Genomic DNA, 15,058 nt, shown 5'->3' with positions numbered 1-15,058 from the left:
CCGACCCATGACGAACCCGGCCGAGAGCCTCGTCTCCCTGCTCGACCTGGAGCGGATCGAGGTCGACATCTTCCGTGGCCGCAGCCCCGACGAGTCCCTCCAACGGGTCTTCGGGGGCCAGGTGGCGGGCCAGGCGCTGGTCGCGGCGGGCCGCACCACCCAGGCCGACCGTCCCGTGCACTCACTGCACGCGTACTTCCTGCGTCCCGGCCGTCCGGGGGTGCCGATCGTGTACCAGGTGGAACGGGTGCGGGACGGGCGGTCGTTCACGACGCGGCGGGTCACGGCCGTGCAGCAGGGTCGTACGATCTTCAATCTGACCGCTTCCTTTCACCAGCCTGAGGAGGGGAGTTTCGAGCACCAGCGGCCACCCTCCCGGGAGGTTCCGGGGCCCGAGTCGCTGCCGACGGTCGCCGAGGAGATCCGGGCGCATCTGGGCGCGTTGCCGGACCAGTTGGAGCGGATGGCCCGCCGTCAGCCCTTCGACATCCGTTACGCGGACCGGCTGCGGTGGAGCCCGGAGGAGGTGAAGGGCGCCGAGGCGCGCAGCGCGGTGTGGATGCGCGCGGTCGGGCCGCTCGGCGACGACCCGCTCGTGCACACCTGCGCCCTCACGTACGCCAGCGACATGACACTCCTGGACGCCGTGCGCATCCCGGTGGAGCCCCTGTGGGGACAGCGGGGCTTCGACATGGCCTCGTTGGACCACGCCATGTGGTTCCACCGGCCGTTCCGTGCCGACGAGTGGTTCCTGTACGACCAGGAGTCGCCGATCGCGGTCGGCGGGCGTGGCCTGGCCCGCGGCCAGATCTACGACACGCAGGGGCGTCTGCTGGTCTCCGTCGTGCAGGAAGGGCTGTTCCGCGCCCAGTAGGTCAGGAACGTCCGCGCCGCAGCCGGCCCAGCAGCACACGGAGTGCTCCCCCGTGCCGGTGCGACGGTCGGGCCGGTGCCCGGCGGCGCCCGGGGGCCGCCGGATGTGACGCCGGACGTGGGGCCGGGCGGTCGGCGCGGGCCGGCGGCCCCGGCCGGGGCGCCGGGAGCTGCGGGTGTCCGACGTGGACGGTCCAGGGGTGGGGGCGGTGGACGTGTGCCGGTACCGTCCCGAGGCGTGCCCGGCGGGGTGCGCGGAGCTCCGGCAGCGGGCGGGGTGCCGGACTGTGCCGCCGGGCGGTTCCGGTCTCGGCGGCCAGGTCGGCCCGGAGCCAGTCGGTCTCGTCGCCTTCGCCGGCGGTCGTGATCGACTCGATGATGTGTGCCGCCGGGGAACCCGGTGGGCCCTGGGCCGGGGACGCCGGGCGGAGCGCGTGGAGGTGGGAGCGCTCGTGGGGGTCCTTGACGACGTCCGAGACGTGGACCGGGTCCAGCAGGGAGGCGACGGCCGCCGCCCGTTGCCACGGTGTTTCGCACTGGCGGAGCAGACGGCCCAGGTACCCGCCCCGCCAGTTGCGGGGGCGCAGGTCCAGCCCCGCGTCCAACTGCTCCCGCAGTCCCTCGGGCATGCGTCGCCGGAGCAGGGCGGTGTTCCTCTCGTCGGCGGCGAACTGCCGCAGGTCCTCGGCCCGGTACAGCCAGACCACCGCCCGGTAGCGGTTGAGGTGGAAGGCGACGGGCACGAGCAGCCCCAGCCGGGCGAGGCGCGTGAACCGGGCTTTCGTGATCTCCATGAGGGCCGCGCCCTCCGTGGTCCCCACGGTGCGCACCTCCTCGCGCAGCGCTTCGGGGAATCCTTCCTCGGCACGAAGCCGTTCGATCTCGGCACGGGTCACGCGACGCCGGCCGCGCTCCGTCTCGTCGGACACGGTGCGGACCCGTCCCTGCTGGACGGCGATGTCCCACTCGATCCGCTTGAGGCCCAGTTCTCTCGCCGCCCGGCTCGGTGCGACCGAGTCGTCGCGGGCGGCGGTGATCTGTTCGGCGAGAGCCGTGCTCTCGTGTGTGACGGTGTTTTTGGACATGGCTGGTCTCCCCCGTGGAGTGTGCCGGCCGACGCGGTCCGCGACTGCCTGGTACAAGACCGTAGCCGCCGCCGCGAGATCCGGGGGCTGCCTGTGGACAACTCCGTACCAGCCTCCGCCCGATCCGTGAATCGCCTGGTCAGGGCGTTGCGGGAGGTGTCTGTCCGGGCCGGCGGGCATCGATGTCGAGATGCTCGCCGACCCGGTTGACGAGTAACGTCATCTCGTAGGCGACCCGCCCTATGTCGGACTCGGCGCCGCTGAGCACGCACAGGCAGCTTCCCGCCCCCGCGGCCGTGACGAACAGCAGGGCGTCGTCGAACTCGACCATCGTCTGCCGGACCCCGCCCGCTCCGAAGTGGCGCCCCGATCCCTTGGCGAGGCTGTGCAGTCCGGACGAGACGGCCGCGAGGTGTTCGGCGTCCTCCTGTCGCAGGCTGGTGCTCGCGCCGGTCACCAGCCCGTCGTTGGACAGGATGAGCGCGTGCCGCACGTGCGCGACACGCTCGGTCAGATCGTCCAGCAGCCAGCCGAGCCCATGCTTCTCCGCCATGTTCGGTCTCCCCCCTGTGGTCCCCGTACGTCTTCCCCTGCCGTGCGGTCTCCCCCGGCCGGGGGTTCTGTCCGCCAGCCTTCACCACGGTCCGGCTCGCGGCAAGGAGGATGCTGGTATGGCAGAGAAGATGACCGAGGAGCAGTGGCGGGCCTTCGTCTCGGACGGCACCCGCACGGCGAAACTCTCGACCGTGCGTGCCGACGGCAGTCCGCACGTGGCACCGATCTGGTTCGTGCTGGACGGTGACGAGGTGGTGTTCAACACCGGCAAGGAGACCGTCAAGGGGCGCAATCTGCTCCGGGACGGACGGGTGGCCTTGTGCGTGGACGACGACCGGCCGCCGTTCGCGTTCGTCGTGCTCCAGGGGCGTGCCCGCCTCTCGGAGGATCTCGACGACCTGCGGCACTGGGCCACCCGGATCGCGGCCCGTTACATGGGAGAGGAGCGTGCCGGGGAGTTCGGTGCCCGCAACGGGGTTCCGGGGGAGCTTCTCGTGCGCGTGTCCGTCGACAAGGTCGTGGCGCTGAGCGCCGTGGCGGACTGAACAGTCGTCCGCCGGGGGCGTGTCCGGGTACCGGCCCCGCGAGCTCGTGCGCGTCAGCGGACGGAGTCGAGGAGCCGGGCGGTGTGTACGCGCCCGGCGTACTCGACGAGGCTGCTGAGCACGTGTTTCCCCGAGTCACGGTCCCGTGCGTCGCAGAACACCACCGGGGTCCCGGTGTCCAGGTCGAGGGCGCGCCGGATGTCGGGGGCGGCGTAGCGGAGGGCTCCTGTGAAGTGGTTGACGGCCACGACGAACGGGACGCGCCGCTGCTCGAAGTAGTCCACGGCGGGGAAGCAGTCCTGCAGTCGCCGGGTGTCCGCGAGGACGACCGCGCCGAGGGCGCCTTGTGCCAGCGTGTCCCAGAGGAACCGGAACCGGTCCCGGCCGGGCGTGCCGAAGAGGTAGAGGAACAGGTCGGGCAGCATGCCGATGCGCCCGAAGTCCATGGCGACCGTCGTGGTGGTCTTCTCGCCGGTGGCGGGGCGCGGGTCGGTTCCGTACGCGCCGCGGGCGCCGGTGAGGGGCCACCGCGTCGTGCCGTGCGGTTCCTCCGTGTGTACCGGCCTGATCTCGCTGACCGCGTCCACCAGGGTGGTCTTCCCGACGCCGAACCCCCCGGCGACCAGGATCTTCAGCGTCAGAACGTTCAGGCCGGCGGCGGGGGTGCCGGGGTGCTCGGGGACCATCGATCACTTCTCTCGGGAGTGCGGGCAACGGTCGACGCACGTGCGTACCTGCCCGGGGCCCCGCTCGGCGTCCTGTGCGGCCCCGGCCCCGGTGCGGGACGCCTGCATGATGACAACCCAGGGCCTTCCGCGCACGGTGCGACCACTTCGCGCCTCTTCTGTCCACCTCGACGATCATTCGATGACCGATCGACGCATAGAGCAGTACAGAAGCAGGCAAAGATATGCCGCTAATGATCACCGGTGTTCACGGGCCCGGCGAGGGGTTCGGCCTTCGCGCCCCCTCATCCCTCGTCCTCCACTCCTCGTCTCGCGCGGTACGCGCGCGTGCGGGTGCCGCCGATGGGGGATCATGCGGTGCATGAGCCACGACCACACCCACGTCCGGGAGTTCTTCACCGCCCGTGCCACCGACTGGGACCGCCGGTTCCCCGACGACGGCCCGGCCTACGCCGGCGCGGTCGCCGACATGGGCCTGCGCGAGGGAGACCACGTCCTCGACGCGGGGTGCGGCACCGGACGCGCGCTTGCCTCGCTGCGAGCCGCGGTGGGCCCCTCGGGCGTGGTCGTCGGAGCCGACCTGACACCGGCCATGCTCCAGGCAGCCGTCCGTGCCGGGCGGGAGCGCGACGGGGCACTGCTGCTCGCCGACGTCGCCGCGCTCCCGCTGCGCACCGGGGCGTGCGACGCCGTGTTCGCGGCGGGCCTGGTCGCCCACCTGCCCGATCCGTCGGCGAACCTGCGCGAGTTGGCCCGCGTCGTACGCCCTGGTGGCGTGCTCGCGCTCTTCCACCCGATCGGCAGGGCGGCGTTGGCGGCCCGCCAGGGGCGCCGGCTCACGTCGGCCGACTTGCGCGCGGAGCACAATCTCCGCCCGCTGCTGGCCGGTTCCGGGTGGCGCATGACGTCGTACGCGGACGAGGACGCCCGGTTCCTCGCCCTGGCCGCCCGCGAGGGCTGACGGCCCACGCGTCGACGGGTGCTCCGGCGGTTCGGGAGGGGTCCGGTGCCGTGAGGTCAGTCGGCGGGCGCCGACCCGAGGTGGCGTACGGGACAGCCACCCGTGCCGGGGACCGGGTGGGTGCCCAGCTCGGCCACCCGGTAGCCGTTCGGATAGCCCTTGATCTCCCGGTTCTGCCGGGCGTGGTGCGGGACACGCCGAGGGGGCAGCAAACGCACGGCACGCCCGCGCAGACGCATGGCACGCCGGACGAAGGCCCGGGTGGCGGGGCTCGGCGCGTCGTAGCGGAAGGCTCTCAGCAGGGACTCGTCGAGCAGCGCCAGTGTCCCGGTGCGCAGCGCGGGGGCCAGGGGCCGCGGGTACCAGGAGGCCATGAGGTCGAGGGTGGCGTCGGAGACGCGTCGCGCGCCCTCGTCCCACCCGAAGTGGGCGTCCTCGTAGGCATCGAGGTGGCTCTCGAACTCCTCATAGCTCTCGGGGATGTCCTTGATCCCCATGTGGCGGCCCAGTGTGCGGTAGTAGACGGCGGCGGCGACGGTCTCGTGGCGGGACATCCGGCGCCAGCCGTACGCGTCGATCCAGCGTTTGGGCATGACGACGAAGGTGCAGAGGACATAGCGCATGTCGTCGTTGGTGATGTCGTAACTGCGGTGCATCTGGTTGATCCGGCGGATCGCGGTGCGTCCCTGCACACTGGCGAAGCCGTGCTCGACGACGGCGTCGAGGAGCAGGGTGGTGTCGTCGTAGCGCTTCTGGCTCCGGTCGGTGAGCTCGGCGGTCTCGGCGAGCAGCCGGCCGATACCGGGGACGGCGTAGGTGCGGTAGAGGGCCAGTTCCAGGGCGCGGGTGAAGTCCCAGGGGAACTCGTAGGCGGAGGAGAGCCGGTAGATTTCCCAGGCTTCTCGATGCGGGTCCATCCGCCGGATCTGTTCCAGCCGTGCGAAGCGCTTCACCCTGTCCGTCCCCTTCAGCCGTGGAACTCCAACTCTACGTTGCGTAGCGGGAGATGCACGGTCGGCGTTCATCGCTTCGCGGGGTCTCGCCCCCTGGTGCCGGCTGCCGCGCGCGTCGGCGGACACGGCGTTGTCCCTGTTCCCGTGCTCCGGCGGCTCGGCGTCACGACACGCGCGGCCGGGCGTGTCGTTCGCAGCCGGGCAAGGTTCGCGCGGTCCGGGCGTGCCGGGAAGTCGTGACAATCGGCTCCCGCTCGCACTAGGGTGCGCGCCGTTGACGGAACCGACGGGGAGGCTGGGATGGCCGATACACAAGAGGATGCCGTCGCCGCCGGGGACGATGCGCTCTATGTGCTGACGGCGGTGTTGCTGACACCGGCGAAGTTCCCCAGTGTGCTGGGCGACGACTATCCGGAGGCATGTGCGGCGCTCGGTCTGACGCCGGTGGCCGACGGCTACGGTCTCGTGCTCGGCCAGGACGGTGACGGCGCCCGATGGACGGTCGTGATCGACGACGTGTCCCTGGTGGCGGTCGCCGTGGCGTCCTGGGACTGCGGTATGGAGTACGACCTGTCGCCGGACGAGAGATCGGTCGTCGTGGCGCTGCCGGGCTGGCCGCTCGCGGTCGCGGTGGCCGCGCCCGGCGTACCCGCCCCGCACGATCCGGCTCCCGAGGCGGGGGACGGTGCCGCGTTGACGCCGCCCGACACCACGGGTTGGGGGCCCGCGCAGCGGCGTCTCGGCGCCGACGAGATCGCCATGCAGTGGGCGCAGTGGCGGGCGCAGGTCGACGACGCCGATTTCCCGGTCCCGGAGGGGGCCGCCGTGTCCGGTGACGGTCGCGGCCGGGCCGCGGCCCAGGGGGCCGACGACGGGCATGAGGTGGCTGTGGCAGCTTCCTCGGCAAAGGGAGCGGGCGCCCCGGAGGGAGCCGTCGCCGGCGGGCACGAAGGCGTCCGGCGGGTACTCGCGGAGGCACGTGCCTACATCGACACGCCACCGCCGCTCGGCAGGGTCCGGTCGTCGTTCGCGCCGGGCGAGGCGCGCACGCTGCGGGCGGACGGCCCCGGCTGGTCGCTGGTGGCGAGGACGGACGACATCGCGTTCGTGCTGCTGGACGAGGAGCCCGGCGAAGTCCTGCCGGTAGGACGCGGCCCGGAGCTGCCCGGCCTTCTGGCGGCGCTGGACGAGATGGCGGTCCGCCCGAGCTGATCCCGCTCGGGCGGCTCCGAGCCGAGGCCCGGCAACCCGGTGGCCCTCGGCCACCCCTATGAGGTCACCGGCCGGCCGGAGCGAAGGGGTCCGGTGCCCGGGTGTACGTGTCCGAGACGTTGCCGGACAGGTGGATGTCGTCGGGGTCGAGCGTCATCACGGGCGCGCCGGGCGAGAGGTCGAAGGCGTCCAGTTCCGTCCACAGCAGGTTCGGGCTGGTGCTCAGCTCGAAGAAGTACCGCCGGTGGGTCAGGTCGCACACCGTGCGGTACTCGGTGTTGTAGACCGCGAACCTGCCCGAGGCGTACGGGGCTCCGAAGGGTACGGAGGCGTTGCGGGTGATCGCGAGCACGGAGGCGACGGCCTGCCGCTCGTTCTCCGGTTTCGGCAGCAGGGCGCGGAAGTAGGCGGCGCGCTGGAAGCGGTCGACGGGGTTCACGTTGCCCGGCAGGGGGACGTCGCTGGCGGCCTGGTCGTAGCCCAGCTCGCGCGCCTTGCGCACCTGTTCCCGCAGCAGGCGGCGCTGCTCGTCGTAGGCGGGCGCGTTGGTCATGACGGTGTAGGAGCGGTCGTGGTGCACGACCTGCTCGCCCGCGATGTGCTCGATGATCGCCGAGTCGCCCCGGGCGTCCTCGAGGGCGACGTGGACCGTGGCCGCGAAGCCGTTCATCTCGATCATGACGAGCTGGAAGGTGTCCAGGAGGGCGAGGGCTTCCTCGACGGTGGCGGCGTTGTCGAGGAGGTACTGGATCCACAGGCCCATGTGCAGTCCGGGCCGGGCGGGATCGCGTGGGGCGAGTTCGGTGATGTCCAGGTAGAGCATGTGGGCGGCGAGGCCGCGCTCGTTCAGGCCGTCGACCGTGCCGGCGCCGTAGACGGTCGTCACGAGGCTGCCGAGTCTGCTCGTCCAGGTGAGCGGGTTGTCCGCGACGACGGTCTCGCCGCCCAGTTCGCCGCCGTGGCGCTCCAGTCCCTGCGGCAGGACGGTGAGCACGGGGTCGGTCGACTCGGGCCAGTCCATCGTCCGGCCGGACAGCACGGCGAGATCGTTGTCGTTCCACAGAACCCGCGTACACATGGTGGGCCCCTTGTCTCCGGAGGGTGGGGGTGCACTGCGCCCACAGCCCTTCCCTGTCGGCTCCTCCCCGGCACGGTGGCCGGGGCAGACGTACATGGATGGGCGAGTGCGGTCCTCCGGATGCCCGCCACGGGTCGGGCGATCTCCTGGCAGCCCGCACGCGCGGGCTCCTGGTGTCCTCACTGGCTCAGGCGCGTGTCCTCACCGGCTCAGGCGCGCGCGTCGCCTGCCGCGGGGCCCCCGCGCCGGTCCCCTCCGGCCCACGTGAGGAGAACCGGCGCGCGCGGCCCCGAGACGGCCCGTTCCGGCGACCCGCCGGTCAAGCGGTCAGCGGCCGATCTCCTTGCGGGTGACTCGGCGCAGCCGGCGACGCTGCGCGGGGTCCAGCGCGAGGTACGCGGCGGCCGGAACTCCGAGGACGATCAGCAGGGCGGCCCACCAGGGCAGCCAGATCAACAGGATGAGACCGACCGCCACACCCCCTGCGGCGATCTTGGCGTTGTTCGACATGGTGTCGCCTCCTTCGCGGCCTGTGCCGCTCTCTGTCCTGAAAACGGGCCCGCGCCGCCCGCGGTTCCGTGCGGCGACCCTGAGACATCCCTGAGGCGTCCCTCAGACACCCCTGAGATGCCCGCGGGGACGGTCCGGAGAACCGTCCGGTGGTACTCGCCCGCAACTCTCCACCGCCATGGTGACTCGGAACCCGCCGTCCGCGCGCCCCCGCAGGGGGTACGGTCCGTCCTCCGGTCCGGAAGGGCGCCGGCTCAGGGGGCGAGGGCACCGCTTCGACGCAGGAGGGGCAGGACGTGGTCCGTGAGGGCGGGCGAGAGGTGGACGTCCGGTTCGTCTCCGGTGATCCACTTCATGTGGGCGAGTTCGGCGGCCGGCCGGGGAGCACGGTCGATGCCTGCCTGGAAGACGGTCAGGCGCAGCGGCACGCCCTCCAGGGCGGCCACGGATTCGACGTGCTCCAGGAGGCGGGGTTCGAGGGGTTCGACGCCGAGTTCCTCGTCCAGTTCACGGATCAGTGCTTCCAGGGGCTCCTCCCCGGGGTCGGGCTTGCCCCCGGGGAGGTAGAAGACGTCCGGGGCCGCCCGCTTGCTCACGACCAGCAGCCGTCCGTGCTGGATGATCACCGCCGCGATGACGACCAGTGGCTCTGCCCCGCCGAGGCCCGGGTCCGTCGTCACTCCGCTCTCTCGTGTCATGAGGCCATCCTTTCAGGACCCTTCGAGGGGCGGTGATCAGGACCCTTTGGGGGCCATGACCACGCTCCACGCGCGCGTGCCACCCGCCCACGGCCGTCGGCCCGGCGTGTCGGGCCGACGTGCCGGGGCCGACGTGCCGGGGCCGAGGACGCGAGCGCCGCCCCGGCCCGCCCAGAGGCGTGTTCGGAGCGGCGCTGCGCCGCAAGGGCGGGTCGGTCAGCGGACGCCCATGAGGTGGTCCATGGCGAGCTGGTCGAGGTGCTCGAACGCCATCCCGCGCGCCGCCGCGGCCTCGGCGTCGAAGGCCTCGAAGGCGGAGGGGTCGGCGAGCAGTGCGGCCAGCCCGTCCTCGGCGGTGGGCCGGGCGAGGTCGTCGAGCCGGGCGGCGGCGAGGGCTTCCCGCACGGCCGGGTCGGCGCGGAAGGCGGCGGCCCGGTCCTTGAGGATGAGGTAGTTGCGCATGCAGCCGGCTGCGGAGGCCCACACGCCGTCGAGGTCCTCCGTCCGCGGCGGCTTGAAGTCGAAGTGCCGCGGGCCCGCGTACCCGGCCTGTTCCAGGAGGTCGACGAGCCAGAACGCGGATCGCAGGTCGCCCGCCCCGAAGCGCAGGTCCTGGTCGTACTTGATACCGGACTGGCCGTTGAGGTCGATGTGGAACAGCTTGCCCGCCCACAGTGCCTGGGCGATGCCGTGCGGGAAGTTCAGCCCGGCCATCTGCTCGTGGCCGACCTCCGGGTTCACCCCGTACAGCTCCGGGCGCTCCAGGCGCTCGATGAACGCCAGCGCGTGGCCCACGGTGGGCAGGAGGATGTCGCCGCGGGGCTCGTTCGGCTTGGGCTCGATGGCGAACCTCAGGCCGTAGCCCTGGGAGGTGACGTACTCGCCGAGCAGGTCGAAGGCTTCCTTCATGCGTTCCAGCGCGTCGCGGACGTCCTTGGCCGCACCTGATTCGGCCCCCTCGCGGCCACCCCAGGCGACGTAGACGCTCGCGCCCAGCTCCGCCGCCAGGTCGATGTTGCGGAGGGTCTTGCGCAGTGCGTAGCGGCGCACGTCGCGGTCGTTCGCGGTGAATGCGCCGTCCTTGAACACGGGGTGCGTGAAGAGGTTCGTCGTCGCCATCGGCACCTTCATGCCGGTGGCGTCCAGCGCCTGGCGGAACCGCTTGATGTGCCCCTGCCGCTCGCTGTCGGACGAGCCGAAGGGGATCAGGTCGTCGTCGTGGAACGTGACGCCGTGAGCGCCCAGTTCGGCCAGCCGGTGCACCGACTCCACCGGGTCCAGGGCCCGTCGTGTCGCGTCGCCGAACGGGTCACGGCCCTGCCAGCCGACCGTCCACAGACCGAACGTGAACCTGTCTTCGGGAGTGGGCTGGTAGTTCATTCCGCGGCTCCTTACTCGCTGACGTCTATTTCGTCATGGCAGTTTACAAATTAGTATGCAGACGCACCCCTGGGAAGGGACACGGTGTCCCCGATGGAGCGGATTCCGGGCCGGCCAGCCCGGCAGCACGACGAAACCCAGGCCAACGGCCCCGAGAACCCGGAAGAGGGAGTAGCCCGATGTCAGCACCCGAGGGTCCGCTCGTCGTCGGTGTGGACTCGTCCACCCAGTCCACCAAGGCGCTGGTCGTCGACACGTCCACCGGGCGGGTCGTCGCCTCCGGACAGGCGCGGCACACCGTGTCCACCGGGGCCGGCCGGGAGAGCGACCCGCGCCAGTGGTGGGACGCCCTGGGCGAGGCCCTCGGCCAGTGCGGCGACGCCGCCCGCGAGGCCGCCGCGGTCTCGATCGGCGGGCAGCAGCACGGACTCGTCACCCTGGACGCCGACGGCGAGCCGGTGCGCCCCGCTCTGCTCTGGAACGACGTGCGCTCGGCGCCGCAGGCCCGCCTCCTGGTCGAGGAACTGGGCGGCCCCAAGGCATGGGCCGAGCGCGCGGGCAGCGTGCCCAGCGCGTCCTTCACGGTCACCAAGTGGGCGTGGCTGGCCGAACACGAGCCGGACGCCGTGCGGCGGACCAAGGCGGTGCGTCTGCCGCACGATTACCTCACGGAGCGGCTGACGGGTCAGGGGACCACCGACCGCGGCGACGCCTCCGGTACCGGCTGGTGGTCGTCGGGGACGGAGTCGTACGACGAGGAGATCCTCGCGCGCGTGGGGCTCGATCCGGCGCTGCTTCCGCGTGTCGTACGGTCCGGCGAGGTGGCGGGCACGGTCCGGGACACGGAGGGCCTGCCCTTCTCGAAGGGGACCCTCGTCGCCGCCGGTACCGGTGACAACGCCGCGGCCGCCCTGGGCCTCGGCCTGCGTCCCGGCGTACCGGTGATGAGTCTCGGCACCTCGGGCACGGTGTACGCCGTCTCGCGGCACCGCCCGGCCGATCCGACCGGCACCGTGGCGGGCTTCGCCGACGCGCGGGGCGACTGGCTGCCGCTGGCCTGCACCCTGAACTGCACGCTCGCCGTCGACCGGATCGCGGCCCTCCTGGGGCTGGACCGGGAAGCCGTCGAACCCGGCACGGACGTCACGCTGCTGCCCTTCCTGGACGGCGAACGCACCCCGAACCTCCCCCACGCCTCCGGCCTGCTGTACGGACTGCGTCATGACACGACGGCCGGCCAGCTCCTCCAGGCCGCGTACGACGGCGCCGTCCACTCGCTGCTCGGGGCCCTCGGCCTCGTTCTCGACGGGGACGCGGACCCCGCCGCTCCGCTCCTGCTGATCGGCGGTGGTTCGCGCGGGGCCGCCTGGCAGCAGACGGTACGGCGCCTGTCGGGCCGCCCGGTCCAGATCCCGGAGGCGCGGGAGCTGGTGGCGCTCGGGGCCGCCGCGCAGGCGGCCGGACTGCTGACCGGGGAGGACCCGGCGGCGGTCGCCCGGCGCTGGAACACCGCCGCGGGACCGGTGCTCGACCCGGTGGAGCGCGACGACGCGACGCTGGACAGGATCGCCGGGGTGCTCTCGGACACCACTCCGCTGGTGGGACGGCGTCCCGGCAGCCGGTGACGGTGGGCCGCCACGGGCGCCACGCCGGGCGCCGGCGAGGAGTGACCGTGGCGGCCGGTTCGGACGCTGCCCTCCGCGCGGTGACCGGCGTGAGGCCGGAAGTGGTCCTCCGCCGCCCGGCGTGGCAGACGCGAGGCAGCCGACGGCGACGGCGACGGGCAACAGAGCATGGGCTTCCGCACTCCGTGGACACTCGCCCGCGCGTGCCCGCGGCTTCACGGTGTGGGTCCGCTCGCCCGCGCCGCCGGTCTCGTCCGCGGTGGCGCTCTCGCGACGGAAGGACGGCACCGTTCGCCGCTCGGCCGGGCGCCACGGAGTTCGGACCGCCAGCCCCTACGAACAGACCCGTGTGGCGTTCGCCGCGGACGCGGGCCCGAGAGACGACCGAGGACTGACACAGGCATGACCGCACCGTCGAACGCATCCCACCCGGCCCGTCCCGGACGAGGTCTGCCGGACACCCAGCGGGGGATGCGTCGCCGCAACCTCGCGCGCGTGATGCACGCCGTCAGCGCCGAGGGACCCCTGTCCCGCGCCGGCGTCGCCGCCCGGATCGGGCTGACCCGGGCGGCGGTGTCGACCCTCGTGGACGAACTCATCCGCTCCGGCCTGCTGGAGGAACTGGGCCCCGAGCGCCCCTCCCGGGTGGGCCGCCCCGGGTGGGCACTCGCTCTCAGCGCACACGGGCCGGCGGGGATCGGCGCGGAGGTCGGCGTCGACCACCTCGCGGTCTGCGCGGTCGACCTGCGGGGCACTGTGCGGTCGCGGGCCGTGCGGTACGGCAGCAACAGAGGGCGGTCTGCCGAGTCGGTCGTCGAGGAACTCACCGGCCTCGTACGGCGTGTCGCCGCCGCGGCCGAGGCCGAGGGACTGTGGCCCGCCGGACTCGCCGTGGCCGTGCCCGGCCTCGTCGCCCGTGACGCGAGGACCGTCGTACACGCCCCGAACCTCGACTGGCACGACACCGACCTGGCCGCCCTCCTGCCGTCGGACCCGCCGCTGACCGTGGACAACGAGGCGAACTTCGGCGCGCTGGCCGAACTGTGGCTCGGTGACGGCACGCCGCGCGACTTCCTCCACGTCTCGGCGGAGATCGGCATCGGCGGGGCCGTGGTGGTCGACGGGCGGCTGCTGCGCGGGACCCGTGGCTTCGCGGGAGAGCTGGGGCACGTCCCGGTCCGGCCCGACGGACCGGAGTGCGCCTGTGGCGGGCGCGGGTGCCTGGAGCAGTACGCGGGCGAGAAGGCGGTACTGCGCGCCGCCGGTCTGGAACCCGGCGAGGACCGGGTCGGGGTCCTCGCCGGGCGCGCGGCGGAGGGCGACGAGAACGTACGACGCGCACTGCGCGAGGCCGGCACCGCGCTCGGCATCGCGCTGACCGGCGCGGTGAACCTGCTGGACCCCGAGGCCGTGCTGCTCGGCGGCGCTCTCGCCGCGGTCGCGCCGTGGCTGCTGCCGTCGCTGCGCGAGGAACTGTCCCGCCGCACCGCCGGTCCCGCCTGCCGGGTGTCCGTGTCCGGCCTGGGACCGCAGGGCCCGCTGCTCGGTGCCGCGCACTCGGTGATCCGGGGCGTACTGGACGACCCGGCCGCCGTGGCCGAGCGGGCCTGAGGGCCCCGCCCGCACGGGCTGCCGACGAGCGGCCCGTGGAAGCCGTCGGCGGGAACGAGTGGTACAAGCCGCCGCTGGGCCGACGGGCGGGGCGTCGGCGCGTCCACGGCGCACCGTGAGACCTCGTCATCCGTGGCGGGAAGCGCGGCGATCGGCCACTCCCCCGCCCGTCGGCCCAGCGGCCCACCCCTTCGCCCACCGCCCGTCAACCACCTGATCGGGTGAAGGAGTTGTCCACAATCCGGCGGTCATCCACGGAACCGGTCCGCCTCCTTCACCCCAACCCGCCCTGGCCGTACCGTGATTCCCGCAGGGCCCGGACCGCGCGACGCCGGCACACGAACACACCGGCTTTCGCGTGCCCGCGCACCACCCCACCACCGAACCGCCAGAGTGACCGCGCATCAGGTACCCGGCAGACCGAGTGAGCGCACCTCACCACCGCACCACTCGGAGTGCCCGGCTGATCCCCCCCACCGACGAAAGGCAGCCCGCATGGACCGGGACATGGAACGGACACAGGAGAAGGCCACGACAGCGACACCGACACCGACCGCTACGCCGAGCAGACGCGGCATCCTGCTGAAGGGAGCCGCGCTCGCCACCGTCCCCTACACCCTGTTCTCCGCCACCCGCGCCGCCGCGGGCCAGCCCCGGGACGACGGGCCGAAGGCCACGGCCGCGCAGCCGGGAGACGACCGGTCGCGGGCCGTCGACTACCCGACCGCAGACTGGCAGCCGGCGAACGCGTCCAACTACAGCCGGTCGAGCCGCCCCGCGGCCTACCCCCTCGACTACGTGATCATCCACGTCACCCAGGAGACGTACGCCGACACCCTGTCCATCTTCCGGGACCCGGACAGACAGGTCTCCGCGCACTACGTCGTGCGTTCCTCCGACGGGCACGTCGCCCAGTGTGTCTCCGAGACGGACATCGCCTGGCACGCCGGGAACTGGGACTACAACACGCGCAGCATCGGAATCGAGCACGAGGGCTGGGTGGACCGGCCGGAGTACTTCACCAACGCCATGTACGAGGAGTCGGCCCGGCTCACCGCCGCGATCTGCACCAAGTACGGCATCCCCAAGGACCGGGCCCACATCCTCGGACACCACGAGGTGCCGGGCAGCGACCACACGGACCCGGGTCCTCTGTGGGACTGGACCCGCTACATCAGGCTCGTGAACTTCGCCTGACCCGGCGGGCCCGCCACGCCCGGGTGACCGGGCCGGCCGGAGAGGTTGTCCGCGCGTACCCGGGGAGTAACGATGTCCTGCACCGTCCC

At 72.7% G+C, this 15,058-nt stretch carries 15 protein-coding genes; 7 read left to right on the top strand and 8 right to left on the bottom strand.

The window, feature by feature from the left end; all coding sequences use genetic code 11:
- Window positions 1-7: 7 nt before the first annotated feature.
- The gene (locus tag VM636_RS27305) at window positions 8-874 is read left to right on the top strand and encodes an acyl-CoA thioesterase II (protein ID WP_030417633.1); all 867 of its coding nucleotides are present in this window, start codon (window positions 8-10) and stop codon (window positions 872-874) included.
- A 1-nt stretch (window position 875) separates the two neighbouring features.
- Here the strand turns inward: VM636_RS27305 and VM636_RS27300 are convergent, their stop codons facing one another.
- On the bottom strand, window positions 876-1,958 hold the full coding sequence (locus VM636_RS27300; RefSeq protein ID WP_338485932.1) for a DUF6397 family protein: 1,083 nt from the start codon (window positions 1,956-1,958) through the stop codon (window positions 876-878).
- Window positions 1,959-2,097: 139 nt separating this feature from the next.
- On the bottom strand, window positions 2,098-2,511 hold the full coding sequence (locus VM636_RS27295; protein WP_030417635.1) for a roadblock/LC7 domain-containing protein: 414 nt from the start codon (window positions 2,509-2,511) through the stop codon (window positions 2,098-2,100).
- 118 nt (window positions 2,512-2,629) lie between these two features.
- Here VM636_RS27295 and VM636_RS27290 point away from each other — a divergent pair, with 118 nt between their 5' ends.
- The gene (locus VM636_RS27290; protein WP_030417636.1) at window positions 2,630-3,058 is read left to right on the top strand and encodes a PPOX class F420-dependent oxidoreductase; all 429 of its coding nucleotides are present in this window, start codon (window positions 2,630-2,632) and stop codon (window positions 3,056-3,058) included.
- A gap of 53 nt (window positions 3,059-3,111) precedes the next feature.
- Here VM636_RS27290 and VM636_RS27285 read toward each other — a convergent pair whose 3' ends face one another.
- Window positions 3,112-3,744, bottom strand: a complete 633-nt coding sequence (locus tag VM636_RS27285; RefSeq protein WP_338485931.1) for an ATP/GTP-binding protein — start codon at window positions 3,742-3,744, stop codon at window positions 3,112-3,114.
- A 361-nt stretch (window positions 3,745-4,105) separates the two neighbouring features.
- On the opposite strand from VM636_RS27285, the gene VM636_RS27280 reads away from it, so the two are divergent.
- Window positions 4,106-4,705, top strand: a complete 600-nt coding sequence (locus VM636_RS27280; protein ID WP_030417638.1) for a methyltransferase domain-containing protein — start codon at window positions 4,106-4,108, stop codon at window positions 4,703-4,705.
- A gap of 56 nt (window positions 4,706-4,761) precedes the next feature.
- Here the strand turns inward: VM636_RS27280 and VM636_RS27275 are convergent, their stop codons facing one another.
- A complete protein-coding gene (locus tag VM636_RS27275; RefSeq protein ID WP_338485930.1) occupies window positions 4,762-5,658 on the bottom strand; it encodes an oxygenase MpaB family protein in 897 nt (298 codons plus the stop codon).
- A gap of 300 nt (window positions 5,659-5,958) precedes the next feature.
- Between VM636_RS27275 and VM636_RS27270 the strand changes: the two genes are divergently transcribed.
- Window positions 5,959-6,870 (top strand): hypothetical protein, encoded by a 912-nt coding sequence (locus tag VM636_RS27270; protein WP_338485929.1) that lies wholly within the window; start codon window positions 5,959-5,961, stop codon window positions 6,868-6,870.
- A 64-nt stretch (window positions 6,871-6,934) separates the two neighbouring features.
- Here VM636_RS27270 and VM636_RS27265 read toward each other — a convergent pair whose 3' ends face one another.
- The 4 genes from VM636_RS27265 to xylA form a co-directional block, all read right to left on the bottom strand.
- Window positions 6,935-7,948, bottom strand: a complete 1,014-nt coding sequence (locus VM636_RS27265; protein ID WP_030417641.1) for a linear amide C-N hydrolase — start codon at window positions 7,946-7,948, stop codon at window positions 6,935-6,937.
- A gap of 327 nt (window positions 7,949-8,275) precedes the next feature.
- Complete coding sequence (locus tag VM636_RS27260) at window positions 8,276-8,458, bottom strand: hypothetical protein (RefSeq protein ID WP_030417642.1); 183 nt, start codon at window positions 8,456-8,458, stop codon at window positions 8,276-8,278.
- Window positions 8,459-8,712: 254 nt separating this feature from the next.
- On the bottom strand, window positions 8,713-9,156 hold the full coding sequence (locus VM636_RS27255) for an NUDIX domain-containing protein (RefSeq protein ID WP_051821113.1): 444 nt from the start codon (window positions 9,154-9,156) through the stop codon (window positions 8,713-8,715).
- A 216-nt stretch (window positions 9,157-9,372) separates the two neighbouring features.
- Window positions 9,373-10,536 (bottom strand): xylose isomerase, encoded by a 1,164-nt coding sequence (xylA, locus tag VM636_RS27250; protein ID WP_338485928.1) that lies wholly within the window; start codon window positions 10,534-10,536, stop codon window positions 9,373-9,375.
- Between the two features lie 179 nt (window positions 10,537-10,715).
- Between xylA and xylB the strand changes: the two genes are divergently transcribed.
- The 3 genes from xylB (at window position 10,716) to VM636_RS27235 (ending at window position 14,969) form a co-directional block, all read left to right on the top strand.
- Window positions 10,716-12,161: a xylulokinase gene (gene xylB / locus VM636_RS27245; RefSeq protein ID WP_030417645.1), complete on the top strand. Its 1,446-nt coding sequence runs from the start codon at window positions 10,716-10,718 to the stop codon at window positions 12,159-12,161.
- 402 nt (window positions 12,162-12,563) lie between these two features.
- Window positions 12,564-13,772 (top strand): ROK family transcriptional regulator, encoded by a 1,209-nt coding sequence (locus VM636_RS27240; RefSeq protein WP_030417646.1) that lies wholly within the window; start codon window positions 12,564-12,566, stop codon window positions 13,770-13,772.
- A 507-nt stretch (window positions 13,773-14,279) separates the two neighbouring features.
- Window positions 14,280-14,969, top strand: coding sequence for an N-acetylmuramoyl-L-alanine amidase (locus tag VM636_RS27235; RefSeq protein WP_030417647.1), 690 nt, complete (start codon window positions 14,280-14,282; stop codon window positions 14,967-14,969).
- Window positions 14,970-15,058 lie beyond the last annotated feature (89 nt).

The sequence above is a fragment of the Streptomyces sp. SCSIO 75703 genome, assembly GCF_036607905.1.
GTDB lineage: Bacteria > Actinomycetota > Actinomycetes > Streptomycetales > Streptomycetaceae > Streptomyces.
Note: the sequence above shows the minus strand (reverse complement) of the source record. Positions and strands in the feature narration are given on the sequence as shown.